This window comes from Streptomyces sp. IMTB 2501 (assembly GCF_001953885.1).
In the GTDB taxonomy this organism is placed as follows: Bacteria; Actinomycetota; Actinomycetes; order Streptomycetales; family Streptomycetaceae; genus Streptomyces.
Genome location: NZ_MQUS01000015.1, coordinates 20,693 through 47,296 on the forward strand (window position 1 = coordinate 20,693; position 26,604 = coordinate 47,296).

Below are 26,604 nucleotides of genomic sequence, written 5' to 3' on the forward strand. Positions count from 1 at the left end.
GCGTCACCGCCGAACCACGTACGCGTTACCCCGGGGGGCGACCCTCGGCCCCGTAAAGCTTGTACCACCATGGAGGTGAGGGTGTCCCAGATCGCAGGCGAGCCCGCGGCGAATCAGGACTTCGTGGAAGTCCGGCTGCCGGCCGCGGGTGCCTACCTGTCGGTGCTGCGGACGGCCACGGCCGGTCTCGCGGCCCGCTTGGACTTCACCCTGGACGAGATCGAGGACCTGCGCATCGCCGTGGACGAGGCCTGCGCGATCCTGCTCCAACAGGCCGTGCCCGGCTCCGTGCTCAGCTGTGTCTTCCGGCTCGTCGACGACTCGCTGGAGGTCACGGTCTCGGCGCCGACCACGGACGGTCACGCCCCGTCGCGGGACACCTTCGCCTGGACCGTGCTGTCGGCCCTCGCGGGCAAGGTCTCGTCCGCCGTCGACGAGGACAAGACCGTGTCGATCAGCCTCTACAAACAGCGCGGCGCGGGCCCCGGCCCGGCGTGAGGAACGGGGACGGTCCGGTGCGGGACGAAGAGCGCGGCACACGCGAGCTGCCGGCCGGGGACGGGGGTGCCCCCTGGTCGAGCGCGGGCGAGATCTCCGGGGAAGCCCCTCGGGACGGTTCCCGGCGCATGGCGGACGGCATCGACGGCATCCCCGAGCAGGCCAGGCCGCACCCGGTGGACGACTCCGCGGGTGCCGGAGGTGACGGCGCGGTGCAGGTCGTACAGCCGGAGGAACCCGGCGGCGCCGGACCCACCGTCCGCGCGGGGGCCAGGGCTCGGGGAAGGGCTACGGGCGGGACGATGAGCGAGCACGAGCGAAACGCCGAGGACGAGGCGCTGGGCGCGGAGGCCGTGCAGGCCGCACAGCACGCACCCCAGGACCGCAGCGGTGCGCGGGCGCTGTTCGTCGAGCTGCGCAAGCTGAACGCCGGCAGCGCGGAGTACGCGGAGCTGCGCAATCAGCTGGTCCGTATGCACCTGCCGCTCGTGGAGCACCTGGCGCGCCGGTTCCGTAACCGCGGCGAGCCGCTGGACGACCTGACGCAGGTCGCCACGATCGGCCTGATCAAGTCCGTGGACCGGTTCGACCCGGAGCGCGGTGTGGAGTTCTCCACGTACGCCACCCCGACCGTGGTCGGTGAGATCAAGCGGCACTTCCGCGACAAGGGCTGGGCGGTCCGGGTGCCGCGCCGGCTGCAGGAGCTGCGGCTCGCGCTGACCACGGCGACGGCCGAGCTGTCCCAGCTGCACGGCCGCTCCCCCACGGTCCACGAGCTGGCCGAGAAGCTCGCGATCTCCGAGGAGGAGGTCCTGGAGGGCCTGGAGTCCGCCAACGCGTACTCCACGCTGTCCCTGGACGTCCCCGACACCGACGACGAGTCGCCTGCGGTCGCCGACACCCTCGGCGCGGAGGACGAGGCGCTGGAGGGCGTGGAGTACCGGGAGTCGTTGAAGCCGCTGCTGGAGGATCTCCCGCCGCGGGAGAAGCGGATTCTGCTGCTGCGCTTCTTCGGGAACATGACCCAGTCGCAGATCGCGCAGGAGGTCGGCATCTCCCAGATGCACGTCTCCCGGCTGCTGGCCCGCACGCTGGCCCAACTGCGGGAGAAGCTCCTCGTCGAGGAGTAGGCCGAGGAGTGAGCGGAGCGGACGAGTAGAGCGCCTGGGTCTACTCGGCGCGGCCCGGCCCCTTGATACCGAGGGCCCGGGTCGTCTCACCGTTGACGAGCAGCACGAGCGCCGCCACGGCCACGACGGCCAGGGCGATCCCGGCCGGGATGGCCATGCTGTCGGCCTTGAGCAGGCTGTAGGCGATCGGCAGCGCCATGAGCTGGGTGATCACCGCGGGGCCCCGGCTCCAGCTGCGCCGCAGCAGCAGTCCGCGCGCGGCGAGCAGCGGCAGCAGCGCGAGCACGACCAGCGTGATGCCCAGAGTCAGGGCCTGCTGCCGGCCGTCCGGCTCACCGGTGAGCCCGAGGACGAACACCCACAGTCCGCCGGCCACCAGCGCGAGGCCTTCCAGGGCGGCCAGCAGGGCGGCATACGTCAGCCGCCGAGGGCGTGGCCCGTCGGCTGGGGCTGCTTCGGCTTCCGGGGTCGGGGTCTGCTCACTGCTCACCCCAGCAGGGTAGCCGTCGGGCCCCGATGGCCACCGGCGGGTGCGCGCGGTGCCGCGAAACGGGCCCGCGCCCGAAATCCGGCCCGCGGACCAACGCCGTACCGAGGCTCGCGCCCCCGCCTCTTACCGGATCCCTACCTCGGTGTAGGCCGGGTACCGCCGGGTAGGTACGCTGCCATCCATGCGTGCACTTCTCGTGGTCAATCCGGCGGCTACCACCACCAGCGCACGCAGGCGTGACGTCCTGATCCACGCACTCGCCAGCGAGATGAAGCTGGAGGCTGTCACCACCGAGTACCGCGGCCACGCACGCGACCTCGGCCGGCAGGCGGCGGACAGCGACGACATCGACCTCGTGGTGGCCCTCGGCGGCGACGGCACGGTCAACGAGGTCGTCAACGGCCTCCTGCACGCCGGCCCCGACCCGGATCGGCTGCCCGGCTTCGCCGTGGTCCCCGGCGGCTCCACCAACGTCTTCGCCCGCGCCCTCGGCCTGCCCAACGACCCGGTGGAGGCCACCGGCGCCCTGCTGGACGCACTGCGCGAGGGCAGCGAGCGGTTCGTCGGCCTCGGCCTGACCTCGGGCACGCCCGGCACCGAGGACGAGGCGGTCCCGGACCGCTGGTTCACCTTCAACGCCGGACTCGGCTTCGACGCGGGCGTCGTCGGCCGGGTCGAGCAGCAGCGCGAGCGCGGCAAGAGGTCGACACACGGGTTGTACGTACGACAGGTGATCCGGCAGTTCCTCGCCGAGCCGAACCGCCGGCACGGCTCGATCACACTGGAGCAGCCTGGCGAGGACCCGATCACCGATCTTGTGGTCGCCATAATCTCGAACACGTCCCCTTGGACGTATTTCGGCAATCGCCCCATGTACACGTCGCCTAAGGCCTCGTTCGACACAGGCGTCGACATCCTGGGTCTGCGCCGCCTGTCGACGGCCGCGGTTGCCCGGTATGGCACCCAGTTGCTCACTTCGTCCCCCGAGCGCGGACCCCATGGCAGGCATGTGGTCTCGCTGCACGACATGGACCAGTTCACCTTGCATTCGAAGGCGCCCCTCCCCTTGCAGATGGACGGTGACCACCTCGGGCTGCGCAGGAGCGTGACGTTCACAGGCGTACGCCGTGCACTGCGTGTGATTGTGTGAGCGGAAGACCCCAAAGTCCTTTCACTCGAACGTTTAGGCCAGGATCCACCCCATGGAAGTACGGCTGTGACCTAGTCGACACCGAGGAATCAAAAAAAACTTTCCTGAAGGGGTTGTATCCGCCGCTGAGGTTTGCGAGTCTCTACGTGGCGATCGGGACGGCCCGCAACACCGGCCTCCACTGATCACCAGAACCCCTCTTCGAACCAAGGACCACGCCGGGGAAGACTCGGCGGTCGGCCCTTCACTTGTTGAGGGATTCGTGAAAGCGTTCACATTCACAAGCAACCTGTACGTAATACGTTCAGAGAAACCAAGGAGAGGTAGCAGCCATGGACTGGCGTCACAACGCCGTTTGCCGCGAGGAAGACCCCGAGCTCTTCTTCCCCATCGGCAACACCGGTCCTGCGCTGCTGCAGATCGAGGAAGCCAAGGCCGTCTGCCGTCGCTGCCCGGTGATCGAGCAGTGTCTGCAGTGGGCGCTCGAGTCCGGTCAGGACTCCGGCGTCTGGGGTGGTCTCAGCGAGGACGAGCGCCGCGCCATGAAGCGCCGCGCCGCCCGCAACCGGGCCCGTCAGGCCTCCGCCTGACATACCCCACCCCTGCTGACAGCCTGAGCTTGGCGGCGCGTGCAGCACGCACGCATCTCCCGCCCCCGAGCCGCAGCGCGCAGTATCCCCCGATGCCGCTAGCGATTTAGCAGAGCAGCAACGAGCACGAGCCTCGGACCAATGACGGTCCGAGGCTTTTTGCTGTCCGCGCCGGCCCAGCGCGCCACTCGGGCCCCGCTCACCAGCGGGCCGTTGCCAACCCCTGCTCACCAAGGGGCCGTTGACTACTTCTGCGCCCGCACCGGAATGTCGAGGATCACCCGGGTCCCCCGCTCCGGCGCCGGGACCATGTCGAAGGAACCGCCCAACTCGCCCTCCACCAGGGTGCGCACGATCTGCAGGCCGAGGTTGCCCGAGCGGTGCGGGTCGAAGCCCTCGGGCAGGCCGACCCCGTCGTCCTGGACGGTGACGAGGAGGCGCGCCTCCTTGGTGGTGCCGCCACGGACCGCGGAGACCTCGACCGTGCCGGTGTCGCCCTCGCGGAACCCGTGCTCCAGGGCGTTCTGCAAGATCTCGGTGAGGACCATCGACAGCGGGGTGGCGACCTCGGCGTCGAGTATCCCGAAGCGGCCGGTGCGTCGGCCGGTCACCTTGCCGGGCGAGATCTCGGCGACCATCGCCAGCACGCGGTCGGCGATGTCGTCGAACTCCACGCGCTCGTCCAGGTTCTGAGACAGCGTCTCATGGACGATGGCGATCGAGCCGACCCGGCGGACGGCCTCCTCCAGAGCCTCCCGGCCGCGCTCGGACTCGATGCGCCGGGCCTGCAGCCGCAGCAGCGCGGCGACCGTCTGGAGGTTGTTCTTCACCCGGTGGTGGATCTCCCGGATGGTCGCGTCCTTGGTGATCAACTCGCGCTCGCGGCGCCGCAGTTCGGTGACGTCCCGGCACAGCACCAAGGAACCGATCCGGGTGCCCTTGGGCTTGAGCGGGATCGCCCGGAACTGGATCGCCCCGTCATTGCCCTCGATCTCGAACTCGCGCGGCGCCCAGCCACTGGCCAGCTTGACGAGCGCCTCGTCCACCGGGCCGCGGGTCGGGGCCAGCTCGGCGGTGGTCTGGCCGAGGTGCTGGCCGACCAGGTCGGCGGCGAGGCCGAGCCGGTGGTAGGCGGACAGCGCGTTCGGGGAGGCGTACTGGACGATGCCGTCGGCGTCCAGCCGGATCAGGCCGTCGCCGACACGCGGCGAGGCGTCCATGTCGACCTGCTGGTCAGGGAAGGGGAACGATCCTGCAGCGATCATCTGGGCCAGGTCCGAGGCGCTCTGGAGATAGGTCAGCTCCAGCCGGCTCGGGGTGCGGACGGTGAGCAGATTGGTGTTGCGGGCGATGACGCCGAGGACACGGCCCTCGCGTCGTACGGGGATGGACTCGACCCGTACGGGGACCTCTTCGCGCCACTCCGGGTCACCCTCGCGCACGATCCGGCCCTCGTCCAGCGCCGCGTCCAGCATGGGCCGGCGGCCGCGCGGGACGAGGTGGCCGACCATGTCGTCCTGGTAGGAGGTGGGGCCGGTGTTGGGGCGCATCTGGGCGACCGAGACGTACCGCGTGCCGTCGCGGGTGGGGACCCACAGGACCAGGTCGGCGAAGGAGAGGTCGGAGAGCAGCTGCCACTCCGAGACCAGCAGATGGAGCCACTCGAGATCGGAGTCGTCGAGGGCGGTGTGCTGGCGGACCAGCTCGTTCATGGAGGGCACGATGCGAGCGTACCCGCGGGCCTCGGATGGCCGAAAAAACACCCGCGGGCCGCGGCGCCTGGAAGGGACCCTCAACCCTCCCGGCACCGCAGCCCGGAGCATCATCGGCCGTGGGGTGTGCGGTCCCGGTCGGCCGAAGGTCGAGGATCCGGGGCAGTCAGGGCAGAGAGCTCCGGTTCCTCGATCCGCCTTCCTGTGCGGGGAAGACGGAGGTTTCTTCACTTTGATTGTGGACTAGACCACAAGGATGTGTCCATGCTCTTGTCGGCATGCACGACTCGTGGCACCCGATGCCACGCAGCCTAGCCCGCCTCGGTCAGCAGCGGGGCCAGATGGCCATGGCAATTTCCGCGAGTGCCTCCAGTTCCCCCCGGCTCGCTCCGTCGCGCGCCTGCTGGGACATGCCCTGGATCATGGCGCCGGTGTGCCGGGCGAGGACGGCGGCGTCGGTGCCGGCGGGGAGCAGTCCGGCTGCGATGTCCGCCCGGACGCGGGACGCGAGGGCGGCCATGTTCGCGTTGCGCCGCTCGCGGAGCAGCTGCTCCACCTCGGGGCTGGTGCAGTTGGTGGCGGCGTGCACGACCAGGCAGCCGTACGGGTGCTCGGGGTCGGTGTACTCGGCGGCCGCCTCGCGCAGCATGCGCTCGACGGCGGCGCGAGCAGTGGGCTCCTCGGCGATCGCCCGGTCCCCGAAGGCGCCATGGGTGTCGCTGTAGACCCGGACGACCTCCTCGAACAGGGTCCGCTTGTCACCGAAGGCCGCGTAGAGACTCGGAGCCCCGATGCCCATGATCCGGGTGAGGTCGGAGACCGAGGTGGCCTCGTAGCCGTGCTCCCAGAAGGCCATGAGTGCCTTCTCCAGGGCGGTGGCCCGGTCGAAGGAGCGCGGCCGACCGCGGCCCTTCACCGTCCTGACCTGCTCTTCCCTCTGCGCCTGTCCCACCATGGAGTGCATTTTATAGCGGTCCCTAGAGAATTGTCAGCGGGATGCGGTACGGTCTTTTTGTAGCGACTGCTAGACAAATCTGGAGGGGCGGGAGACATGGGCGTGCTCACGGGGAAGACGGCGCTGGTCACGGGGGCGAGCCGGGGCATCGGGCGGGGGATCACCGAGCGGCTCGGGCGGGACGGTGCGCGGATCGCGGTGCACTACGGCAGCGACGAGACGGCCGCGAAGGAGACGGTCGCGGCGATCGAGTCGGCCGGCGGCTCGGCGTTCGCGATCGGGGTGCGGCTGGGCGTGCCGGGGGACGCCGGGCGACTGTGGGAGGAGTTCGACCGGCACGCGGACGGCCTGGACATCCTCGTGCACAACGCGGGCATCGGCACATCACGGCCGTTCACGGAGATCCAAGAAGAGGAGTACGACCGGCTCTTCGCGGTGAATGTGAAGGCGCCCTTCTTCCTCACCCGGCTCGGGGCGGAGCGGCTGCGCGACGGCGGGCGCGTGGTGAACATATCGTCGGGGCTCGCGCGGGCCGCCGCGATGCCCCGGCTGATCGCGTACGCGATGACGAAGGCCGCGCTGGACGTCTTCACCCGGGACCTGTCCAAGGAGCTCGGCCCCCGCGGGATCACGGTCAACTCCGTGGCGCCCGGCATCGTGGACACCGACGTCAACGCCGCGTGGCTGCGCGCGAGCGAGGAGGCATGGCAGGGTGCGGCGGCACTCTCGGCGCTGGGCCGGGTGGGCACACCGGCGGACATCGCCGACGTGGTGGCGTTCCTGGTCTCGGAGGACGGGCACTGGGTGACGGGCCACTGGCTGGACGCGACGGGAGGCTCCCTCACCTGAGGCTTTCCCTGACCTTCCCCGTCCATTTCCTGGGCCGCAGAACACCCCTTCTGTTAGATTGGTCTAAACCACATACAGACGCACAGAGCCCACTTCAGAACGGCAGGCCCAGCGTGGAAGTTGTCATCGTTCCGGACGCCGCGGCGGGCGGCGAGCTGATCGCCGAGGCCATGGCCCAGCTGCTGCGACGCAAGCCCGACGCCGTGCTCGGCGTGGCCACCGGCTCCACCCCGCTGCCCATCTACCAGGCGCTGACCGCGAAGGTGCGCTCCGGCGCCGCCGACACCGCGCGGGCCCGCATAGCCCAGCTCGACGAGTATGTGGGGCTGCCCGCCGACCACCCCGAGTCCTACCGCTCGGTGCTGCGCCGCGAGGTGCTGGAGCCGCTCGGTATCGGCATGGACTCCTTCCTCGGCCCCGACGGCACCGCCGAGGACGTCCAGGCGGCGTGCGAGGCGTACGACCGTGCGCTCGCCGAGGCCGGCGGGGTGGACCTCCAGTTGCTCGGCATCGGCACGGACGGACACATCGGCTTCAACGAGCCCTGCTCGTCCCTCGCCTCGCGCACCCGGATCAAGACGCTGACCGAGCAGACCCGTGTCGACAACGCCCGCTTCTTCGACGGCGACATCGACCAGGTGCCGCACCACGTCATCACCCAGGGCATCGGCACCATCCTGGAGGCCCGGCACCTGGTGCTGCTGGCGACGGGCGAGGGCAAGGCGGACGCGGTCGCCGCGACCGTCGAGGGGCCGGTCGCTGCCGTCTGCCCGGCCTCCGCACTCCAGCTGCACCGCCACGCCACGGTGGTCGTCGACGAGGCAGCCGCATCCAAGCTGAAGCTGGCGGACTACTTCAGGCACACCTACGCCAACAAGCCGGAGTGGCAGGGGATCTAGGCGGGACCGACGGGGCCGACGGGCGGGCCGGCCGGGACCGGCGCGGGGTTCGACAGGGGGCTGGTGGCGGACCCTGTCCGGTCGTCCGGGCGTGCGCCCTGGGCGCCCGATGGACTAGACCAGGAGCGGGTGCGACGGTATATAGAGGGGATCACGGAGCGTGCGGGTGGACTCCTGACCCCCGAACCCGTGCCACGATGTGAGCCGTGGCCGATGCCAGGTCGGTCGATTTCGGCATCCGGAGCCGGGAAGGCAGAGCATGAGCACCGACGTCAGCAGTGCGGAGAACGAGGCCGGGACGACCGTCCGTACGGCGCGCGTGCCCAAGTACTACCGCCTGAAGAAGCACCTGCTCGACATGACGGAGACGCAGGCTCCGGGCACGCCGGTCCCGCCCGAGCGCACGCTGGCCGCAGAGTTCGACACCTCCCGCACCACCGTCCGCCAGGCCCTTCAGGAGCTGGTCGTGGAGGGCCGGCTCGAGCGCATCCAGGGCAAGGGCACGTTCGTCGCCAAGCCCAAGGTCTCCCAGGCGCTCCAGCTCACCTCCTACACCGAGGACATGCGCGCCCAGGGTCTGGAGCCGACCTCGCAGCTGCTGGACATCGGCTACATCACGGCCGACGACCGGCTCGCCGGGCTGCTCGACATCAGCGCCGGCGGACGCGTGCTCCGCATCGAGAGGCTGCGCATGGCCAACGGCGAGCCGATGGCCATCGAGACCACGCATCTGAGCGCCAAGCGCTTCCCGGCGCTGCGCCGCTCCCTGGTGAAGTACACATCCCTCTACACCGCCCTCGCCGAGGTCTACGACGTCCACCTCGCCGAGGCCGAGGAGACCATCGAGACCTCGCTGGCCACCCCGCGCGAGGCGGGCCTGCTCGGCACCGACGTGGGCCTGCCGATGCTGATGCTCTCCCGTCACTCCCTGGACCGCGAGGGCAAGCCGGTGGAGTGGGTGCGGTCCGTGTACCGGGGGGACCGCTACAAGTTCGTGGCGCGCCTCAAGCGGCCCGCGGAGTAGGGCCCCTCAACGCCCTTGCGGAGCACGGCCGGTGGATGTTCGCTGAATCGATATACCGATATGCGGACGAGGGCTTCCACTGTGACGACACCGTCACCTAGATTGCCTGCGCATTACACAGGTGATCAGCGAGGGGACGGAGAGCCGTGGCATGTCCGATACGCCTGAAGTGAGACCACCGGTCGTCACACCGGTCCGGGTGATCATCGCCCTGTGTCTGGTCGCGCCTTTCGCAGCGATGCTCTGGGTCGGCTCCTACGCCAAGAAGGACCCCGCGTTCATCGGGATCCCGTTCTTCTACTGGTACCAGATGCTCTGGGTGCTGATCTCCACCGCGCTCACCATGACCGCGTACAAGCTGTGGCAGCGCGACCAGCGCGCCCGCACGGCCCAGAAGGGCGGTGCGGCGAAGTGAAGAACGGCGTCAACGGCGTCGCGCTCGGCGTCTTCATCTTCTTCTTCCTGGCCGTCACGGTCATGGGCTTCCTCGCCGCACGCTGGCGCAGGGCCGAGAACGAGCACTCCCTGGACGAATGGGGCCTGGGCGGACGGTCGTTCGGCACCTGGATCACCTGGTTCCTGCTCGGCGGCGACCTGTACACGGCGTACACCTTCGTCGCCGTACCGGCGGCGGTGTACGCGGCGGGCGCGTCCGGCTTCTTCGCGGTGCCGTACACGATCCTGGTCTACCCGCTGATCTTCACGTTCCTGCCCCGCCTGTGGTCGGTGTCCCACAAGCACGGCTATGTGACGACCTCGGACTTCGTGCGCGGCCGCTTCGGCTCCAAGGGCCTGTCGCTGGCGGTGGCGCTGACCGGCATCCTGGCGACGATGCCGTACATCGCGCTCCAGCTCGTCGGCATCCAGGCGGTGCTGGACGTGATGGGCGTCGGCGGGGACAGCAGCACCAACTGGTTCGTACGCGACCTGCCGCTGCTCATCGCCTTCGGCGTGCTGGCGGCGTACACCTACTCCTCCGGACTGCGCGCCCCCGCGCTGATCGCGTTCGTCAAGGACGCGCTGATCTACATCGTCATCACGGTGGCGATCATCTACATCCCGATCAAGCTGGGCGGCTTCGACGACATCTTCGCCAAGGCCGGCCATGCGTTCAGCCAGGTCAGTCCGAAGACGGGCAAGCCACGCGGCGCGCTTGCGCCCCCGGCGGCGGGCCAGTGGACCTACGCCACCCTGGCCCTCGGCTCGGCCCTGGCCCTGTTCATGTACCCGCACTCGATCACCGCGACCCTCTCCTCCAAGAGCCGTGAGGTGATCCGCCGCAACACCACCATTCTGCCGCTGTACTCTCTGATGCTCGGCCTGCTGGCCCTGCTGGGCTTCATGGCGATCGCGGCCGGGGTCAAGGTCACCAACGGCCAGCTGGCGATCCCGCAGCTGTTCGAGGACATGTTCCCGTCCTGGTTCGCGGGCGTGGCGTTCGCGGCGATCGGCATCGGCGCGCTCGTACCGGCGGCGATCATGTCGATCGCGGCGGCGAACCTCTTCACCCGCAACATCTACAAGGACTTCATCAAGCCGGACGCCACGCCGAAGCAGGAGGCCCAGGTCTCCAAGCTCGTCTCGCTGCTGGTGAAGGTCGGCGCGCTGGTCTTCGTCCTCACCATGGACAAGACCGTCGCCATCAACTTCCAGCTGCTCGGCGGCATCTGGATCCTGCAGACCTTCCCGGCCCTGGTCGGCGGCCTGTTCACCCGCTGGTTCCACCGCTGGGCCCTGCTCGCCGGCTGGGCGGTCGGCATGATCTACGGCACGGTCGCCGCGTACGGTGTCGCCTCCCCGACTCAGAAGCACTTCGGCGGTTCGGCGAAGGAGATCCCCGGCATCGGCGAGATCGGCTACATCGGCCTCACGGCCTTCGTCCTCAACGTCGCCGTGGCCGTGGTCCTCACCGTCGCCCTCAAGGCCGTGAAGGCCCCTGAGGGCATCGACGAGACCAAGCCGGAGGACTACACGGCGGACGCGGGAGAACCCGGCGTGCAGAAGGAGCTGACGCCCACCGCAACGGCCTGAGTGGCGCGGGGCCGTATCAACCCGCCACAGCCCGCAGCGGGCCGCCGAGAACAGCCACCATCGGCGGCCCGCTGTCGTACACACTCACACCATGGACATGCAGATCCGCCCCGCCGATCCGGCCGAATACGACGCCCTGGGAGAGATCACCGCCCGGGCCTACCTCCAGGACGGCCTCCTGGACTTCGGCGAGAGCGACACGTACCTCGGTGAACTCCGGGACGTGGCCAAGAGAGCCGCCGCCGCGGAGGTCCTGGTGGCCGTACGCAACGGAGTGCTCGGCGGCGTCACCTTCGTCCCCTCCCCCGGCCCCATGGCCGACATCGCGCGCCCCGGGGAGGCGGAGATCCGTATGCTGGCCGTGGCCGGCGCCGCCCGTGGCCGGGGGGCCGGCGAGGCTCTCGTACGGGCGTGCATCGACCGCGCACGGGCCACCGAGGGCTGTCGGGCCGTCGTCCTGTCGACCCAGCACACCATGCACGCGGCCCATCGCATCTACGAACGGCTCGGCTTCGCTCGTACTCCCGAGCGGGACTGGAATCCGCTGCCCGAGCGGCTCGACATCACTCTGCTCACCTATGAGTTGACGCTCTGAGACCGGCGCGACACAACATCTGGGGGTGCCACGACAGCCCGGCACTAGATGTATGCTCGTCCTCGCTGTCGTCGCAGGGGAATCCGGTGCGAATCCGGAACTGTCCCGCAACGGTGTACTTGTGCATGTCTGCCCCCAAAGCAGAGCGCATCGCACAGGAGTCAGTCCGAGGACCTGCCGGCAGCGCACCCGGCCGTCCGGTCCGGGTGCCCCAAGACGTCCGGGCCTCGTGGAATGGGCCGGTGGACGCGACGCCGTGTGCGCTCGTGGCTGCCCCCCTGCCCTCCGCAAGGCCCCCGTGCCGAGCGAGGGAGAGCCCCACGTGACCATCGCGCCAGCAGATCCGGCTTCAGCCCGCGAAGTCAGCGAGCTGGAGACCGACGGTCCCGGTACCGCGCTGCTGCGGACCCTGACCGAGCTGACCGCCGACCTCCCCGACGCCGACCCAGGCCGGGTCGCCGCCGCCGCGCTGCGCGGCCGGTCCGCTCGTGGCGCCTCCGAAATCGCTGCGGAGCTGCGCGAACTGGCCACCGAGGCCGCCGCCGGGCTCATCTCCGAGGACCCCGCCTACTCCAGGCTGGCCGCCCGGCTGCTGACCCTCTCCATCCGCGCCGAGGCCGCCTCGCAGGGCGTGACGTCCTTCACCGAGTCCGTCGCCGTCGGCCACCGCGAGGGCCTGATCGCCGACCGCACCGCGGAGTTCGCGCGGCTGCATGCCGAACGCCTCGACGCCCTGGTCGACCGGGCGGCCGACGACCGCTTCGGCTACTTCGGTCTGCGCACCCTGCACAGCCGCTATCTTCTGCGGCACCCCCTCACCCGCAAGGTCATCGAGACGCCCCAGCACTTCATGCTGCGGGTGGCGAGCGGCCTGGCCGAGGACGACACCCCTCGCTCCGTCGACGAAGTCGCCGCGCTCTACGGGCTCATGAGCCGCCTCGACTACCTCCCGTCCTCCCCCACGCTCTTCAACTCCGGCACCCGGCACCCGCAGATGTCGTCCTGCTATCTCCTCGACTCCCCGCTGGACGAGCTGGACTCCATCTACGACCGCTACCACCAGGTGGCCCGGCTCTCGAAACACGCCGGCGGCATCGGGCTGTCGTACTCCCGGATCCGCAGCCGCGGTTCGCTGATCCGCGGCACCAACGGGCACTCCAACGGCATCGTCCCGTTCCTGAAGACCCTGGACGCCTCGGTGGCCGCGGTGAACCAGGGCGGCCGGCGCAAGGGCGCGGCCGCGGTCTACCTGGAGACCTGGCACTCCGACATCGAGGAGTTCCTGGAGCTGCGGGACAACACCGGTGAGGACGCCCGCCGTACGCACAACCTGAACCTCGCGCACTGGATCCCGGACGAGTTCATGCGCCGGGTGAACGCCGACGCGCAGTGGTCCCTCTTCTCCCCCGCCGACGTGCCGGAGCTGGTGGACCTGTGGGGCGAGGAGTTCGACGCCGCCTACCGCAAGGCCGAGGCGGCAGGCCTGGCGAAGAAGACCATGCCGGCCCGTGAGCTGTACGGCCGGATGATGCGCACCCTCGCGCAGACCGGCAACGGCTGGATGACCTTCAAGGACGCCGCCAACCGCACCGCCAACCAGACGGCCCTGCCGGGTCATGTGGTCCACTCCTCCAACCTCTGCACGGAGATCCTGGAGGTCACGGACGACGGCGAGACGGCGGTCTGCAACCTGGGGTCCGTCAATCTGGGTGCCTTTGTCGACACAGCGACTGGTGACCTCGACTGGGAGCGGCTGGACGAGACCGTCCGCACCGCCGTGACCTTCCTCGACCGCGTGGTCGACATCAACTTCTACCCGACCGAACAGGCGGGTCGGTCGAACGCCAAGTGGCGTCCCGTCGGCCTCGGCGCGATGGGGCTGCAGGACGTCTTCTTCAAGCTGCGCCTGCCCTTCGACTCGCCGGAGGCCAAGGCCCTGTCCACGCGGATCGCCGAGCGGATCATGCTCGCCGCGTACGAGGCCTCCACCGACCTCGCCGAGCGGAGCGGCCCGTTGCCGGCCTGGGAGAAGACCCGTACGGCCCAGGGTGTGCTGCACCCCGACCACTACGGCGTCGAGCTGACCTGGCCCGAGCGCTGGGAGGCGCTGCGCCGGCGGATCGCCGCAACAGGCCTGCGCAACTCGCTGCTGCTCGCCATCGCCCCGACGGCGACCATCGCCTCCATCGCGGGCGTGTACGAGTGCATCGAGCCGCAGGTGTCGAACCTGTTCAAGCGCGAGACGCTGTCCGGTGAGTTCCTGCAGGTCAACTCGTACCTGGTGCAGGACCTGAAGAACCTCGGCGTGTGGGACGCGCGGACCCGGGAGGCGCTGCGCGAGTCCAACGGCTCGGTGCAGGACTTCGTCTGGATCCCCGAGGACGTGCGCGCGCTGTACCGCACGGCGTGGGAGATCCCGCAGCGCGGCCTGATCGACATGGCCGCGGCCCGCACCCCGTTCCTGGACCAGGCGCAGTCCCTGAACCTGTTCCTGGAGACGCCGACCATCGGCAAGCTCTCCTCGATGTACGCGTACGCCTGGAAGTCGGGCCTGAAGACGACGTACTACCTGCGCTCCCGCCCGGCGACCCGGATCGCCCGCGCCGCCCAGGCACAGGCGCGGACCCCCGTCCCCATCCCCGTCCAGCAGGTCGCCGACCCCGAGGCGATCGCCTGCTCCCTGGAAAACCCCGAGTCCTGCGAGGCCTGCCAATAATGACCACCCGTAACACCAACCTGCTCGACCCGGGCTTCGAACTGACCCTGCGCCCCATGCGCTACCCGGACTTCTACGAGCGCTACCGGGACGCGATCAAGAACACCTGGACCGTGGAGGAGGTCGACCTCCACTCGGACGTCGCCGACCTCGCGAAGCTGACCCCGGCCGAGCAGCATCTGATCGGCCGGCTGGTGGCCTTCTTCGCGACGGGCGACTCGATCGTCGCGAACAACCTGGTCCTGACCCTGTACAAGCACATCAACTCCCCCGAGGCGCGGCTGTACCTCAGCCGTCAGCTCTTCGAGGAGGCCGTGCACGTCCAGTTCTATCTGACGCTGCTGGACACCTACCTGCCCGATCCGGAGGACCGGGCGGCGGCCTTCGCGGCCGTCGAGAACATCCCCTCCATCCGCGAGAAGGCCGAGTTCTGCTTCAAGTGGATCGACTCGGTGGAGAAGCTCGACCGGCTGGAGACGAAGGCCGACCGCCGTCGCTTCCTGCTCAACCTGATCTGCTTCGCCGCGTGCATCGAGGGCCTGTTCTTCTACGGTGCGTTCGCGTACGTCTACTGGTTCCGCAGCCGGGGTCTGCTGCACGGTCTCGCCACCGGCACCAACTGGGTGTTCCGTGACGAGACGATGCACATGTCCTTCGCCTTCGACGTGGTCGACACCGTCCGCAAGGAGGAGCCGGACCTCTTCGACGACGAGCTCCAGCAGCAGGTCGTCGACATGCTCAAGGAGGCGGTCGAGGCCGAGCTGCAGTTCGCCCGCGACCTGTGCGGCGACGGCCTGCCGGGCATGAACACCGAGTCGATGCGGCAGTACCTGCAGTGCGTCGCCGACCAGCGGCTCACCCGCCTCGGCTTCGCCCCGGTGTACGGCTCGCAGAACCCGTTCTCCTTCATGGAGCTGCAGGGCGTTCAGGAGCTGACGAACTTCTTCGAGCGCCGCCCGTCGGCGTACCAGGTCGCGGTCGAGGGCACGGTCGACCTGGACGAGGACTTCTGAGTCGGCCTGCCCCTCGGCACCACCCCGCACGCCTACCGGCGCGCGTTCCGGGGCCCGCGGGCCGCCTGAGCGCACGCCGGTAACAGGTGATCACCAGGGCATCGCCCGCAGTCGCAGGTCGTGCGGGCGGAGGGTGATGCCCACCCTGGTCGTGTCGTTCGACCCGCTCACCTGCTCGAAGCGGTACTTCGCCGAGATCGCCGCGGTGATCAGGCTCAGCTGGGTCATCGAGAAGTGGTCGCTGGGGCACTTGCGGTTGCCGACGCTGAAGGGGCTCATGGCGTACTTCGGTACGTCCTTGACCCGCTCCGGCAGCCACCGGTCGGGGTCGAAGTCGAGGTGGCGGTCGTACGAGTGGGCGTCGCGCTGGATCGCGTACGGGCTGTAGACGATGTCCGCCCCGGCCGGAATGCGATACCCGCCGAGTTCGGTGTCGGTGACCGCGCGCCGCGTCAATATCCATACGGCGGGCCTGAGCCGCATGGCCTCGACGACGACATTGTTGGTGTGCGTGAGTGTGCGGACGTGCTCGAATCCGACCGGTCGGCCGCCGGTCACGGATTCGACCTCGGTCCGTACCTTCTCGGCGTGTTCCGGGTGTTCCGCGAGCACCTGCAGCAGCCACATGATCGTGGAGGCGACTGTTTCGCTGCCGGGGGTGAGTATCGCGACGACCTGGTCGTGGATCTCCTGTTCCCCGATGGGGTCGCCATTGTCGTCCTTCGCCTCCAGCAATGCCGTCAGCAAATCGTCCGGCTTTTGACCAGATGCCCTCCGCTCGGCGACGATCTCGTCGACCAGCAGATGCAAATCGGCCAGGGCCCGGTTGAATTCGCGGTTGGCCGGGAACGGCAGCCGGTACAGCGGCCCGAGCGGGACGACCATGCGCCGGTACATGCCCCGGAAGACGGCGGCGAGGTCGATGCTGAGCCGCTCGGCGCGCTCGTCCATGTAGTCGCCGCGCAGCAGGCAGCGGGCGGCGATACGGACGGCGACCCGGAAGGACTCGGAGGTGCAGTCGATGGTCTCGCCGGGCCGCCAGCGCTCGGTCAGCGCATGCGCCTCCTCCTGCATGACCGGTCCGTAGTCGGGGATGGCGTCCAGCCGGAACGCGGGCTGGATGGTGCGGCGCTGGCGTCGGTGGCGGGGCCCGTTGGCGGTGGCCACGCCCTCCTTGCCGAGCAGCCCCTCCAGGGACTCCCACAGGGGTCCGTCGATCTTGAAGTCGGGACTGAGCGCGAGCGCGCCGGTGAGCGCCGGAGTGGTGACGGCGTACACCGTCTTGGGGCCGAGCTTGAGGCGTACCACGTCGCCGTGCTCACGGAGCCGGGACATGAAGGCGAGCGGGTCGCGGACCAGTTTCAGGCCGTGCCCGAGACCCGGCACGGCCCCGCCGGCCAGGGGCGGTTCGCGCAGTTCGGTGGTCTCGGAGGTCCGGGGCTGCGCAGACTCGACGGTCATTTCTCACCTGCCGCTTCGTTCGTGACGTACGGGGGCGTGGACCGGTCGTCCCAGGTGTCGACCATGTACCGGCCGGACTCGTGGTGGAACCAGTACACGGAGCTGAACCAGTTGCGCATATTGCCGACACAGGAGCGCACCGCGGCGCTCAATTCCTTTCCGCGGACCGTGCCGTCGGCGAGTTGGTCGGCGAACCGCAGGGCGATCTGCTCGGCTTCGAGGAATTCGCTGATGCATTCCTCGACGCGCCGCCTTACTTCGTCCACCGCTTCCTCGAGACTCAACCCCTCATGGGTGATGAGACTGATTCCGAGATTGTGGACCTCGTCGCCCGCTATTTCCTTCGGCAGCGAGCAGAGATCGTTGTACCAGGCGGCGAATTCCTGGCTGAGCAGCGCCGGCCGGCGATAGGCCGGGTTTTCCCGTATGGCGTCCGGGAGTTCGCAACCCGCGGTTGGTTCGAGCAGGTCCGTCCATATCCAGTGCGCGAAGGTGTGCCGGCGCAGGGCGAGATATTCCTCGACACCGGGGATGTATCCCGTGGTGCGGTTGCGGAACTCGCGGTCGTACGCCTCGACCACGGTGTGGAAGTGCCGGGCGAACCGCTGGTTCCAGGTGCGCGGCAGGAAGCCGTACAGTCGCAGCACGCTGTCCGCGAAGCCCGCGACCAGCGGATCCGGGTGGTGCAGATGGTGCCGGGGCGCGTCGAGGGCCGCGTGCAGGCGGTACCTCAGGCGCCGCCAGTCTCCGGCCCGGCCGTGGACCCTGTCCCGGTCGTGACGGTCGTCCCAGACGAAGAACCACGCGCTGTAGTCGGCGATGGCCTGGAGGACCTCCTCGGGGGCGCCGAGGTAGTAGCCGGCCATCAGGTCCGTGTAGCAAAGTCCATCGGCATATTCATGCACCTTGTCCGCCGGCATGAACCGTTTTTCCAGCAGCCAGCGTCGTGTCATCTGCTGGAGCCGCGGCCAATACGGATGCAGTTGCCGCGGAAAGGCGGACTCGATCACCGGAAGTGCCAGTGAGGGTGGTACTACGACCGCCGTTGGCGTCGCGGTGGTGCTGTGTGGGAAAGCTTGCACGGACAAACCCCTCTCAGCCGCCTGGAGCGCACACCCCTCCGGTGTGCCGGGCGTGCGCCGTTGCGTATCCCCGCCCTTACCATTCAGCACCACAACTGACCGCCATGGGAACGGATTTGCTTCACTCACTACCCCAAGGTGCCGAGAATCTCCCCCCACATGACCGATTAGGGATCACAACAAGCACAGAAGGGGCCGGTTGTACGGCGCACGGACGCACACACGGACGAGCGGGGCGTGGCCGTACGAAGGGCGCCCGACCGGGAGTGATCCCCGTCGGGCGCCCAGGCAGGCCGGTGCCGGCTAGTCGTTCGCGACCACGGGATAACGTGGCTCGTTCTCGTCCATCTGCCGCAGCGCGTCCTTGCGGTCCCGCTTGGACAGCCGGTCGATGTACAGGTAGCCGTAGAGGTGGTCGGTCTCGTGCTGCAAACACCGTGCGAAGTAACCGGTGCCGCGGACCTTGATCGGGTTGCCCTGTTCGTCCTGGCCGGTGACCTCGGCGTGGTCGGGACGGGCGAGCGGAGCGTAGGCCGTCGGCACGGAGAGGCAGCCCTCGTTGCTGTCGTCCAGGCGGCGCTTGTCGGCCGGCAGGTCGACCAGCTTCGGGTTGCACACCACACCCACGTGCCGGACGCCCTCGTCGTCCATGCAGTCGTAGACGAAGACCTTCAGGTCGACACCGATCTGGTTGGCGGCGAGGCCCACACCCTCGGCGGTGCGCTGGCTGGCGAACATGTCGGCAGCCAGCTGCCGCAGCTCCTCGCCGAACTCGGTGACGTCCTTGCACTCCTTGTGCAGCACCGGGTTGCCGACGACCGTGATGGGCCGCGAGGTCCCGTGCTCCCGCCATGCCTTCTCGCGCTCCTCGCAGTCCTCCGTGTCGACGACATAGCCCTCGTCGTCGACGGGGAGCACGCCCGCGTGCTGCTGATCGGTGTCCTGCTGCGCCATGACCGACGTACGCCTTCCTGCACAAAAACTGGGAGTGAATGCTGATACAGGGTACGTGGGCGCGCCCCCAGGGGGCGCGGGGAACTGCACGACCAGCCACAACGGACTCGCAGTGGGGAGAACGCCTCAGCACACCTCTTCGAGATCCCGCCAGTCACGCGAGTCCGGGCTGTCAGCCACCCAGCCGTCCAGCAACCCACGAACCAGCGAGGCCGGCGCGGCCACCCCGCACTCCCGCTCCGGCACCCACAACTGCCCGTCCGTCCGATGACCGAGCGGCCCCGGATGACCGGGCTCACTGTGGTCGTGCGGGTCCAGGTGAACCCCTTCGCCCTCGTCCGACGGCATCCGCGACTCCGAGCACATCCGGCACAGCAGCCGCACCGAGGAGGACCAGTCCTCCGCGGCGAACCCCGCGTCCGCGGCCAACTGCTCCAGCGCGTCCCGGTCCGCCTCCGTGGCCGCCTCCAGCAGGACCACCCAGGTCGGCACGGGCGAGGGCGCCCACAGCTCGATCTCGTCGAAGACCGGATAGGCATGGCCGGCGGACGTGGTGCGCTCGCCGTGCGGGACACCGTCGTGCAGCACGACCTCGCCCCAGCGCCGCCCGGACGAGGGAAGCGGGATGGACAGTACCTCGATCCGCGCCGGGTCCAGCCTGCGGCCCCAGACGACCTCGGCCTCACCCTCCGGGGAGAGCCGTACGGCCGCACTGCCCAGCTCCATGCCGACCGGTTCCGCGGCCACGGTGGCGCCGCCGGGCACCTTCAGCCCGTACGCCTGCCAGGCGCGGCGGGCCAGCGGCCAGTCCTGCAGGGCGGTGGCGGCGATGCCGACGTTCCACCAGTCGGGCGCCCCGGTCTCCCGGTCGAGCAGCGCGACCGCGCGGAGCCCGGCCGCACGGGCCTGCTCCCAGTCGTGCCGGAACTTGTGCAGCAGGGCGAGGTTGAACCAGGACTCCGACAGCCAGGGCTCCAGGTCGGCGGCCCGTGTCAGCAGCTCGCCCGCGTCCTCGTACCGGCCGTCGCCGATCAGCGTGAACGCGCGGTCGGTGGCCTGCCGCCAGGAGGCGGAGGGCCGGTGCCGTCCCTTGCCGAAGATCCTCACGATTCCCGCCTGCCAGTTCCAGTTCCGCACAATGGGCTGGCTTGTGCCCCCGGACACCCTCTCCCTCGCATCCAACCACGTACGGCGGGAAAGGCGCTCATTACCCATGGGTTACCCAGCGGCGGGCGGGGTCAGACAGTGCCGTACCTCTCCCGTCGTCGTCCACCGGCGCGCGCTGGAGCCAGGCCCGCGGCCGGGCCAGCACCCGGGCGAGGGACTCCACCACCTCGGGAGCGTAGTCACCGGCGGTGCCGAGGCGCAGTTCCTCCAGCGCCCGCAGGGGGCCCTCGGGTCCGGCGTCCCGGCTCTTCTCCTCATAGGCGTTCACGGCCCGGATGATCCGCGCGGCGACCGGCTGTTCGCGGTAGGGGTCCGCCTGCCGTTCCACCATCACGGCGACGGCCGCGGCCACCCCGGTCTGCCGGACGACGGCCCCGCCGAGCAGCGCGATGCGCCGCTGTTCCCCGGCGGGCAGTTCGGCGGTGGCGCCGGCCGGGACCGGGTCGAGCAGGCTGAGCTGGCCGATGTCGTGCATGAGGGCCGCGTACTCCAGAACGGTCAGGTCGCCCTCGGTCAGAGCGAGATCCCGGCCGACGGCGAGGCTGAGCGCGGCGACCCGGCGGGCGTGCCCGGCAGGGGTGCACCCGGCGATCTCGGTGGCGCGGGCCAGGGAGGCGATGGTCTGCCGGTAGGTGGCGCGGACGGCCGCGTACCGGCGCACGGACAACTGGGTGAGCAGCAGGGGCAGACAGAACACGGGCAGCGCCCACAGCCCGACGACGGCGACCGCGAGCGCCATCACCGCGCCGGTCGCGCAGACGGCGGATCCGATGCCCAGCAGCCCGCGCAGTTCCTCGCGCAGCAGCGGGCCGAAGGGCCAGTGGGTGCGGGAGCGGGCGAGGGCGGCGGCCAGGACGGCGTCGCACAGGGCGGTGAGACCGAGCAGGGTGACCAGGAGCAGGGCGTAGGCGGGGCCGTTCCAGGCGGCGAACAGGCCCCTGTTGTAAAGGGGTTGGAAGCAGACGGCGGTGAATCCGACGATGAGCACGCGGCGGGCCAGATGGTCGAGGGTGGGGGTGCGCCCGGACCAGATGTGCGGTACGGCGCCGAGCAGGGCGGCGGCGAGGACGACGGCGACGACCTGCGCAGGGCCGGCTTGCGTGGGCCGCCCGGCGTCCGCTCCGAGCAGGGCGTACGACAGTGAGCCGGCGGTGCCGAGGGGCGCGGCCTGCCGTACCTGGGCGCCGCTCCACCGGGTCAGCTCGCCGACCGCTATGAGCACCCCGAAGGCGAGCGCGACGCCCCGGTCGTCGAGGCCGGTCCACAGGGTGACGGCGAGGGAGCCGGCCGCGGTGAGGGCGGCGGCGCCGTGGACGATCCGCAGGGCGGTCACCGGGGTGCCCCGGAGACCGGCTGCCGGCCCCGCAGCTCGTACGGCGTCTCGTCGGCGGTGACCGTGGGATGCCAGCCGTAGCGGCCCAGCGCGCGGGCGAGCGCGCCGACCATCCGGGGGTCGAACTGCGTGCCCGCGCAGCGCTCCAGCTCGGCGACGGCCGCCTCGACGGGCCGGGCCCTGCGGTAGGAGCGGGTGGAGGTCATGGCGTCGAAGGCGTCGGCGACGGCGACGACCCGGGCGCACTCGGGGATCTGGGTGGCGACGAGGCCGTACGGGTAGCCGGTGCCGTCGAGGCGTTCGTGGTGGTGCAGGATCGCGGCGCGGGCCTCGCCGAGGAAGGAGATCCCGCGGACCATCTCATGGCCGTACTCGGGGTGCAGTTCGATGATCCGGCGTTCCTCGGGGGTGAGCGGGCCGTCCTTGCGCAGCAGCCGGGTGGGGACGCCGAGCTTGCCGACGTCGTGCAGGATGCCGGCGAAGCGCAGCACCTCGACGCGGTCGTCGTCCATGCCGAGTTCGCGGGCGATCATCACGGAGGCCTGTCCGACGCGTTCGCTGTGGCCGCGGGTGTAGCCGTCCTTGATGTCGACGGCCTGCACGAGGGCGCGGATGGTGGCCTGGTGGGCGGCGCGTTCGCGGTGGTACTGGGCGAAGATCCACCAGGACACGCACATCGGCAGCAGCACGAGCAGGGCCGCGACCGGGCCGTACGGGCTGCGCCACAGCACGGCCATCATCAGCCCGGCGAGTCCGTGCACCGCGACCGGCGCGAGCGAGCGGGACAGCAGCCCGCGCCAGGCCCGGTGCAGCGGGACACCCAGGGCGACCGCGCGGATACCGCCGTCGAGGACGGTGAGGATCAGACAGAAGGCGAGGACGGCCGCGCCGACGGGCAGCAGCGCGTACGGGAAGTGACAGTCGACGACGGCGTTCCGGCCGCCGAGCGCCCAGTGCACCTGGGCGGCTCCCCACACGGCGAGCGCGGGCCGCGCGGCCCGCCACACGCGCCGCTGCGGCGCGGGCCGGTTCGCGACCGGGGTGAGCAGGGCCGCGGGCAGCGGGACGAGCGCGGCGGCCGGCGGGGGCAGCAGGAACGCCCCGGCGAGCAGGACGGGGTAGAAGGTCCCGCCGAAGCGGCGGCGTACGACGTGCTCGCAGCCGGCGTAGAGCGCGGAGAGCAGGCCGAGCGCCCACCAAGGGGCGCGGATCGTCGGCAGCGGCAACAGGCAGAGCAGCGCCAGCAGGGCGACGGCGACCACATAGCCGCGCGCCCGCGCCGAAACCGCCTCCATCGCCCGCCCTCCCCGACCATGCCTGTCCGGGCTCGGAGCCTAGGGCGGGAATCGGGGGTGCAGGGCTTATGACCTGAGGATTAGCACGTTCGGGTGACGGGAGCGGTGACCCGGTGCTCAGCCGTCCTGCGGGGTGGCGGTGATGTCGTGCTCCGGCACGGTCTGGCCGGAGCGGATCAGATCGATGCGCCCCATGACCTTGGCGCGCAGGTCCGCGGGCACGTCGTCATGCCCGCAGCACCGCTTGACCAGCTTCTTCACGGCCTGCTCCAGGCCGTACTTCTCCAGGCACGGAGAGCATTCCTCGAAGTGGTGCCGGAACTTGTCCCGGTCGACGTCCGGCATCTCGCTGTCGAGGAACTCGTACAGGTGGTCGAGGACCTCACTGCAGTCCGTCTCGTGCGGCTCTCCGCAGCTCATGAGCCCGAGCCTTTCGCTTCGTTCGACTCTCCGGCGCCCGCCGGGACCAGCCCGCGGTCACGGGCGTAGTCCTCCAGCATGCCGCGCAGCTGACGGCGGCCTCGGTGCAGCCGGGACATCACCGTACCGATGGGAGTCCCCATGATGTCCGCGATCTCCTTGTACGCAAAGCCCTCTACGTCCGCGAGATAGACGGCGATGCGGAACTCCTCGGGGATCGCCTGCAGCGCTGCCTTGACGTCCGAGTCGGGCAGGTGGTCGAGCGCCTGCGACTCGGCGGAGCGCAGACCCGTCGACATGTGCGACTCGGCGCGGGCGAGCTGCCAGTCCTCGATCTCCTCCGCGGCGGAGCGCTGGGGCTCACGCTGCTTCTTGCGGTAGGAGTTGATGAAGGTGTTGGTGAGGATCCGGTACAGCCAAGCCTTGAGGTTGGTGCCCTCGCGGAACTGGTGGAAGGACGCGTACGCCTTCGCGTAGGTCTCCTGCACCAGATCCTCGGCGTCGGCCGGGTTGCGCGTCATGCGCAGCGCGGCCGAGTACATCTGGTCGAGGAATTCGAGCGCGTCCCGCTCGAAGCGCGCACTGCGCTCCGCGGTCGACTCGGCTGACGCCTCCGCGCTCACACCCTGGCCCTCGGGCTGCTCCGCCTGGCCGTTGTCGGTCCCTGCGTCGGTACCGGTGACCGGACCCACCTCCTCAAGATCCCGGGCAGGACCGAGACCGGTCCCACTCGATTCGGAGGATAGAACACGACCCGTGCCTGCCGCCGCTCGAATAGGAGCAGTCTTGGCCGCGTGGAGCACCGTCCAGTCCAGGTCAGTGCTGCTGCTGCGGGCCGGGCAGATGGTCGAACCCATGCGGCGGACTTCCTTCCTCTACGACGTCGGTGCCGAGGCCTCAGCACTTCTGTCCGCCACAACAGTGGTCCGGCGCGGGGCATTCCCGGCCGTCACCCGAGTGACGCGAGCCACTCCGCGACGCTTTCGGTGATGATCTCCAGGGCCCGCTCCTGGGTGATCCCGGCCCGCTTGGGGACCGCGAAGCCATGATCCCCGTACGCCACCTCGACCAGTTCGTACGAGCCCTTGGGGAATTCCCCCGGCTTCCCGAAGGGATCGTTGCCGCCCTGCACGACCAGCGTGGGCACCCCGGCCCCGAGCAGTTCCTCGGCGCGGGACTTCTCCGGCTTGCCCGGCGGGTGCAGCGGGAAGCTCAGCGCGAGCACGGCGTGCGCGCCCAGCTCGGCCGCCGTTCGGCAGGCGACCCGGGCCCCGGCGCTCCGCCCGCCGGAGACCACGGGCAGCTCCATCCCGGCCAGCGCGGGCCAGATACCGCGCCACCCGGCGTCCAGGGTCTTCGGCGCGGGCGCGACCTTCTTGCCCGCGACCCGCCAGGGCTGCTCGACGAGGGCGACGGTGACGCCGTGCGCGGGCAGCGCGTGGGCGAGCGCCTGGAGGTCACGGGCCTCGACGCCCCCGCCGGCGCCGTGGCTCACGGCGAGGACCAGCCCGGCGTCCCGTGCCCGGTGCCAGGTGATGCGTGCGGTTCCCGCGTCGGTCTCGACAATCTCGATCACGCTAGAAGAGTGTGCCCTCTTCCGGAGCCGCAAGCTCCTTCAGCAGCTCCGGACCGTTGTTGCGGACGTTGCTGACGGCGGTGGAGACCGGGTAGGCGCGCATCAGACCGGGCGGGGGCGGGGCCAGCAGCTCGCGCAGGTCGTCGGGGTCGGTGCGGCCCGGGTCGAGCCAGGCGTCCCAGCGGTCCGGGGTGAGCATCAGCGGCATCCGGGGGTGGATGTCGGCCAGGGCGTTCGGCCCCTCGGCGGGGGCCACGGCCAGCGGCGTCCGCTCGGCCTCCGTGGTGATCACCGAGCAGGTGACCCACCAGGCCTGCGGATGGTCGTCGGGCAGGGTCCGGTCTCGCCAGAACTCGTACAGACCGGCCATCGCGAACACCGAGCCGTCGGCCGGCAGCACGAAGTACGGCTGCTTGCGCGGCCGCTTCTTCTTGCCCTCGACCTCCAGCTCGCGCTCGTCCTTGGCGGTGACCCACTCGTAGTAGCCGTCGGCGGGCACGATGCAGCGCCGGGCGGCGAAGGCACGCCGGTAGGAGGGCTTCTCGTGCACCGTCTCGGCGCGCGCGTTGATCATCCGGGCGCCGCCCTCGGGCGTCTTGGCCCAGGACGGCACCAGTCCCCACTTCAGCTTGCGCAGCTGGCGAACCGGACGCGGGGAGTCCGCGTCTTTCACGGGACGGTCGAGGACGGCGTAGACCTCTTTGGTCGGCGCCACGTTGTAGTCCGGCTCCAGGGTCTCCTCGGGCTCCCACTTCTCGACCTCGAAGACTGCTGCGAGATCCTCGGGCCTACGACTCGATGCATACCGTCCGCACATACATGCCACACTGCCAGACTCCGCACGACCACAGGGAGCCACTCGGAACATGGACAGCCTCGCCGCCCTCGCGCTGCCCGACCTCTGGGACCGGCTCACCGGTACCCAGCCCGGCCCCGCCCTGTGGGTGGTGCTCGCCACCCTGGCCGCCGCGCTCGCCGTCGTCGTGCCGCACGGCCTGTGGCGGATATCGCGCAACGCGATCACCATCGCGCACGAGGGCGGCCACGGGCTGATCGCGCTGCTCACCGGCCGGCAGCTCACCGGTATCCGGCTGCACTCCGACACCAGCGGCCTCACGGTCAGCCGGGGCAAGCCGTACGGACTGGGCATGATCCTGACGGCCGCCGCCGGATACACGGCGCCCTCGCTGCTGGGCCTCGGCGGCGCCGCACTGCTGGCCGCGGGCCGCATCACACTGCTGCTGTGGGCGGCGACGGCGCTGCTCGTGGTGATGCTGGTGATGATCCGCAACGCGTACGGCGTGCTGACCGTGGTGCTGGCCGGGGGTGCCTTCCTGCTGGTGTCCTGGCTGACGGGGCCCCAGGTGCAGGCGGCGTTCGCGTACGCGGTGGTGTGGTTCCTGCTGTTCGGCGGGGTACGGCCGCCGTTCGAGCTGCAGCTGAAGCGGTCACGGGGTGGCGCCGGGGACTCGGACGCGGACCAGCTGTCGCGGCTCACCCACGTACCGGCGGGTCTGTGGCTGTTCCTGTTCCACGCGGTGACCCTGTCCTCGCTGATCGGCGGGGGGCGCTGGCTGCTGGCGGTGTGAGGGCCGACGGGCGCCGGGCTCCCTGCCCATGCCGCGTTTTCGTCGGGATTTCGGCGCTTTTGATCGAGATCTCCG

At 70.1% G+C, this 26,604-nt stretch carries 26 protein-coding genes and 1 riboswitch; of the genes, 13 read left to right on the top strand and 13 right to left on the bottom strand.

What is annotated here, in order from left to right; genetic code table 11:
• Positions 1-81 precede the first annotated feature (81 nt).
• Both AV521_RS24925 and AV521_RS24930 read left to right on the top strand, forming a co-directional pair.
• On the top strand, positions 82-498 hold the full coding sequence (locus AV521_RS24925; RefSeq protein ID WP_009190566.1) for an anti-sigma regulatory factor: 417 nt from the start codon (positions 82-84) through the stop codon (positions 496-498).
• 17 nt (positions 499-515) lie between these two features.
• Positions 516-1,628 (top strand): RNA polymerase sigma factor SigF, encoded by a 1,113-nt coding sequence (locus AV521_RS24930; RefSeq protein WP_179023366.1) that lies wholly within the window; start codon positions 516-518, stop codon positions 1,626-1,628.
• 40 nt (positions 1,629-1,668) lie between these two features.
• Here AV521_RS24930 and AV521_RS24935 read toward each other — a convergent pair whose 3' ends face one another.
• The gene (locus AV521_RS24935) at positions 1,669-2,118 is read right to left on the bottom strand and encodes a hypothetical protein (RefSeq protein ID WP_076090856.1); all 450 of its coding nucleotides are present in this window, start codon (positions 2,116-2,118) and stop codon (positions 1,669-1,671) included.
• A gap of 181 nt (positions 2,119-2,299) precedes the next feature.
• Here AV521_RS24935 and AV521_RS24940 point away from each other — a divergent pair, with 181 nt between their 5' ends.
• Complete coding sequence (locus tag AV521_RS24940; RefSeq protein ID WP_076090857.1) at positions 2,300-3,268, top strand: diacylglycerol kinase family protein; 969 nt, start codon at positions 2,300-2,302, stop codon at positions 3,266-3,268.
• A 332-nt stretch (positions 3,269-3,600) separates the two neighbouring features.
• Positions 3,601-3,858 (top strand): WhiB family transcriptional regulator, encoded by a 258-nt coding sequence (locus tag AV521_RS24945; RefSeq protein WP_003992873.1) that lies wholly within the window; start codon positions 3,601-3,603, stop codon positions 3,856-3,858.
• 245 nt (positions 3,859-4,103) lie between these two features.
• On the opposite strand, the gene AV521_RS24950 is transcribed toward AV521_RS24945, so the two are convergent.
• Entirely contained in the window at positions 4,104-5,570 is a 1,467-nt protein-coding gene (locus AV521_RS24950; RefSeq protein WP_076090858.1) for a sensor histidine kinase, read from the bottom strand.
• 325 nt (positions 5,571-5,895) lie between these two features.
• On the bottom strand, positions 5,896-6,534 hold the full coding sequence (locus AV521_RS24955) for a TetR/AcrR family transcriptional regulator (RefSeq protein WP_371917060.1): 639 nt from the start codon (positions 6,532-6,534) through the stop codon (positions 5,896-5,898).
• Between the two features lie 87 nt (positions 6,535-6,621).
• On the opposite strand from AV521_RS24955, the gene AV521_RS24960 reads away from it, so the two are divergent.
• From AV521_RS24960 to AV521_RS24995, 8 genes are all read left to right on the top strand, one after another.
• Positions 6,622-7,374: an SDR family oxidoreductase gene (locus AV521_RS24960; protein ID WP_076090861.1), complete on the top strand. Its 753-nt coding sequence runs from the start codon at positions 6,622-6,624 to the stop codon at positions 7,372-7,374.
• Between the two features lie 113 nt (positions 7,375-7,487).
• Positions 7,488-8,273, top strand: a complete 786-nt coding sequence (nagB, locus tag AV521_RS24965; RefSeq protein ID WP_076090863.1) for a glucosamine-6-phosphate deaminase — start codon at positions 7,488-7,490, stop codon at positions 8,271-8,273.
• Positions 8,274-8,532: 259 nt separating this feature from the next.
• Complete coding sequence (locus AV521_RS24970) at positions 8,533-9,297, top strand: GntR family transcriptional regulator (RefSeq protein WP_023546868.1); 765 nt, start codon at positions 8,533-8,535, stop codon at positions 9,295-9,297.
• Positions 9,298-9,448: 151 nt separating this feature from the next.
• Positions 9,449-9,712 (top strand): DUF3311 domain-containing protein, encoded by a 264-nt coding sequence (locus tag AV521_RS24975; protein ID WP_076090865.1) that lies wholly within the window; start codon positions 9,449-9,451, stop codon positions 9,710-9,712.
• Entirely contained in the window at positions 9,709-11,328 is a 1,620-nt protein-coding gene (gene mctP, locus AV521_RS24980) for a monocarboxylate uptake permease MctP (RefSeq protein ID WP_076090867.1), read from the top strand. Before AV521_RS24975 ends, mctP begins: the two co-directional genes overlap by 4 nt.
• 91 nt (positions 11,329-11,419) lie before the next feature.
• Complete coding sequence (locus AV521_RS24985; RefSeq protein WP_076090869.1) at positions 11,420-11,923, top strand: GNAT family N-acetyltransferase; 504 nt, start codon at positions 11,420-11,422, stop codon at positions 11,921-11,923.
• A 39-nt stretch (positions 11,924-11,962) separates the two neighbouring features.
• A riboswitch (cobalamin riboswitch) is annotated at positions 11,963-12,120 on the top strand.
• 125 nt (positions 12,121-12,245) lie between these two features.
• Positions 12,246-14,639: a ribonucleoside-diphosphate reductase subunit alpha gene (locus AV521_RS24990; protein WP_076090871.1), complete on the top strand. Its 2,394-nt coding sequence runs from the start codon at positions 12,246-12,248 to the stop codon at positions 14,637-14,639.
• A complete protein-coding gene (locus AV521_RS24995) occupies positions 14,639-15,652 on the top strand; it encodes a ribonucleotide-diphosphate reductase subunit beta (RefSeq protein ID WP_076090873.1) in 1,014 nt (337 codons plus the stop codon). Before AV521_RS24990 ends, AV521_RS24995 begins: the two co-directional genes overlap by 1 nt.
• Before the next feature lie 90 nt (positions 15,653-15,742).
• On the opposite strand, the gene AV521_RS25000 is transcribed toward AV521_RS24995, so the two are convergent.
• The 10 genes from AV521_RS25000 to AV521_RS25045 form a co-directional block, all read right to left on the bottom strand.
• Complete coding sequence (locus tag AV521_RS25000; protein WP_076090875.1) at positions 15,743-17,113, bottom strand: cytochrome P450; 1,371 nt, start codon at positions 17,111-17,113, stop codon at positions 15,743-15,745.
• Positions 17,110-18,195: an epi-isozizaene synthase gene (gene cyc1, locus AV521_RS25005; RefSeq protein WP_107481014.1), complete on the bottom strand. Its 1,086-nt coding sequence runs from the start codon at positions 18,193-18,195 to the stop codon at positions 17,110-17,112. The genes AV521_RS25000 and cyc1 overlap by 4 nt, the downstream gene beginning before the upstream one ends.
• Positions 18,196-18,498: 303 nt before the next feature.
• Positions 18,499-19,149, bottom strand: coding sequence for a peptide deformylase (def, locus tag AV521_RS25010; protein ID WP_076090879.1), 651 nt, complete (start codon positions 19,147-19,149; stop codon positions 18,499-18,501).
• Between the two features lie 126 nt (positions 19,150-19,275).
• Complete coding sequence (locus tag AV521_RS25015) at positions 19,276-20,256, bottom strand: hypothetical protein (RefSeq protein WP_076091163.1); 981 nt, start codon at positions 20,254-20,256, stop codon at positions 19,276-19,278.
• Between the two features lie 100 nt (positions 20,257-20,356).
• Complete coding sequence (locus AV521_RS25020; protein ID WP_076090881.1) at positions 20,357-21,649, bottom strand: HD-GYP domain-containing protein; 1,293 nt, start codon at positions 21,647-21,649, stop codon at positions 20,357-20,359.
• Entirely contained in the window at positions 21,646-22,944 is a 1,299-nt protein-coding gene (locus AV521_RS25025; RefSeq protein WP_076090883.1) for an HD-GYP domain-containing protein, read from the bottom strand. The genes AV521_RS25020 and AV521_RS25025 overlap by 4 nt, the downstream gene beginning before the upstream one ends.
• 117 nt (positions 22,945-23,061) lie before the next feature.
• Positions 23,062-23,364: a mycothiol system anti-sigma-R factor gene (gene rsrA, locus AV521_RS25030; protein ID WP_076090885.1), complete on the bottom strand. Its 303-nt coding sequence runs from the start codon at positions 23,362-23,364 to the stop codon at positions 23,062-23,064.
• Positions 23,361-24,056 carry an RNA polymerase sigma factor SigR gene (gene sigR / locus AV521_RS25035; protein ID WP_218639364.1) on the bottom strand — a complete coding sequence of 232 codons (696 nt, stop codon included), beginning with the start codon at positions 24,054-24,056 and terminating at the stop codon, positions 23,361-23,363. Before sigR ends, rsrA begins: the two co-directional genes overlap by 4 nt.
• A gap of 257 nt (positions 24,057-24,313) precedes the next feature.
• A complete protein-coding gene (locus tag AV521_RS25040) occupies positions 24,314-24,940 on the bottom strand; it encodes an alpha/beta family hydrolase (RefSeq protein WP_107481002.1) in 627 nt (208 codons plus the stop codon).
• A gap of 1 nt (position 24,941) precedes the next feature.
• Positions 24,942-25,757, bottom strand: coding sequence for an SOS response-associated peptidase (locus AV521_RS25045; RefSeq protein WP_076090891.1), 816 nt, complete (start codon positions 25,755-25,757; stop codon positions 24,942-24,944).
• A 49-nt stretch (positions 25,758-25,806) separates the two neighbouring features.
• On the opposite strand from AV521_RS25045, the gene AV521_RS25050 reads away from it, so the two are divergent.
• Positions 25,807-26,529, top strand: coding sequence for a M50 family metallopeptidase (locus AV521_RS25050; RefSeq protein WP_076090893.1), 723 nt, complete (start codon positions 25,807-25,809; stop codon positions 26,527-26,529).
• Positions 26,530-26,604: the final 75 nt, after the last annotated feature.

Coding starts and splice junctions, on each gene's coding strand:
- AV521_RS24945 (WP_003992873.1), top strand. CDS start 3,601: ATGGACTGGCGTCACAACGCCGTTTGCCGCGAGGAAGACCCCGAGCTC.
- AV521_RS24940 (WP_076090857.1), top strand. CDS start 2,300: ATGCGTGCACTTCTCGTGGTCAATCCGGCGGCTACCACCACCAGCGCA.
- AV521_RS24975 (WP_076090865.1), top strand. CDS start 9,449: ATGTCCGATACGCCTGAAGTGAGACCACCGGTCGTCACACCGGTCCGG.
- AV521_RS25000 (WP_076090875.1), bottom strand. CDS start 17,113: ATGACCGTCGAGTCTGCGCAGCCCCGGACCTCCGAGACCACCGAACTG.
- rsrA (WP_076090885.1), bottom strand. CDS start 23,364: ATGAGCTGCGGAGAGCCGCACGAGACGGACTGCAGTGAGGTCCTCGAC.
- def (WP_076090879.1), bottom strand. CDS start 19,149: ATGGCGCAGCAGGACACCGATCAGCAGCACGCGGGCGTGCTCCCCGTC.
- AV521_RS24960 (WP_076090861.1), top strand. CDS start 6,622: ATGGGCGTGCTCACGGGGAAGACGGCGCTGGTCACGGGGGCGAGCCGG.
- AV521_RS25025 (WP_076090883.1), bottom strand. CDS start 22,944: ATGGAGGCGGTTTCGGCGCGGGCGCGCGGCTATGTGGTCGCCGTCGCC.
- AV521_RS24970 (WP_023546868.1), top strand. CDS start 8,533: ATGAGCACCGACGTCAGCAGTGCGGAGAACGAGGCCGGGACGACCGTC.
- AV521_RS25045 (WP_076090891.1), bottom strand. CDS start 25,757: ATGTGCGGACGGTATGCATCGAGTCGTAGGCCCGAGGATCTCGCAGCA.
- AV521_RS25050 (WP_076090893.1), top strand. CDS start 25,807: ATGGACAGCCTCGCCGCCCTCGCGCTGCCCGACCTCTGGGACCGGCTC.
- AV521_RS24955 (WP_371917060.1), bottom strand. CDS start 6,534: ATGCACTCCATGGTGGGACAGGCGCAGAGGGAAGAGCAGGTCAGGACG.
- AV521_RS24995 (WP_076090873.1), top strand. CDS start 14,639: ATGACCACCCGTAACACCAACCTGCTCGACCCGGGCTTCGAACTGACC.
- AV521_RS24985 (WP_076090869.1), top strand. CDS start 11,420: ATGGACATGCAGATCCGCCCCGCCGATCCGGCCGAATACGACGCCCTG.
- AV521_RS24950 (WP_076090858.1), bottom strand. CDS start 5,570: ATGAACGAGCTGGTCCGCCAGCACACCGCCCTCGACGACTCCGATCTC.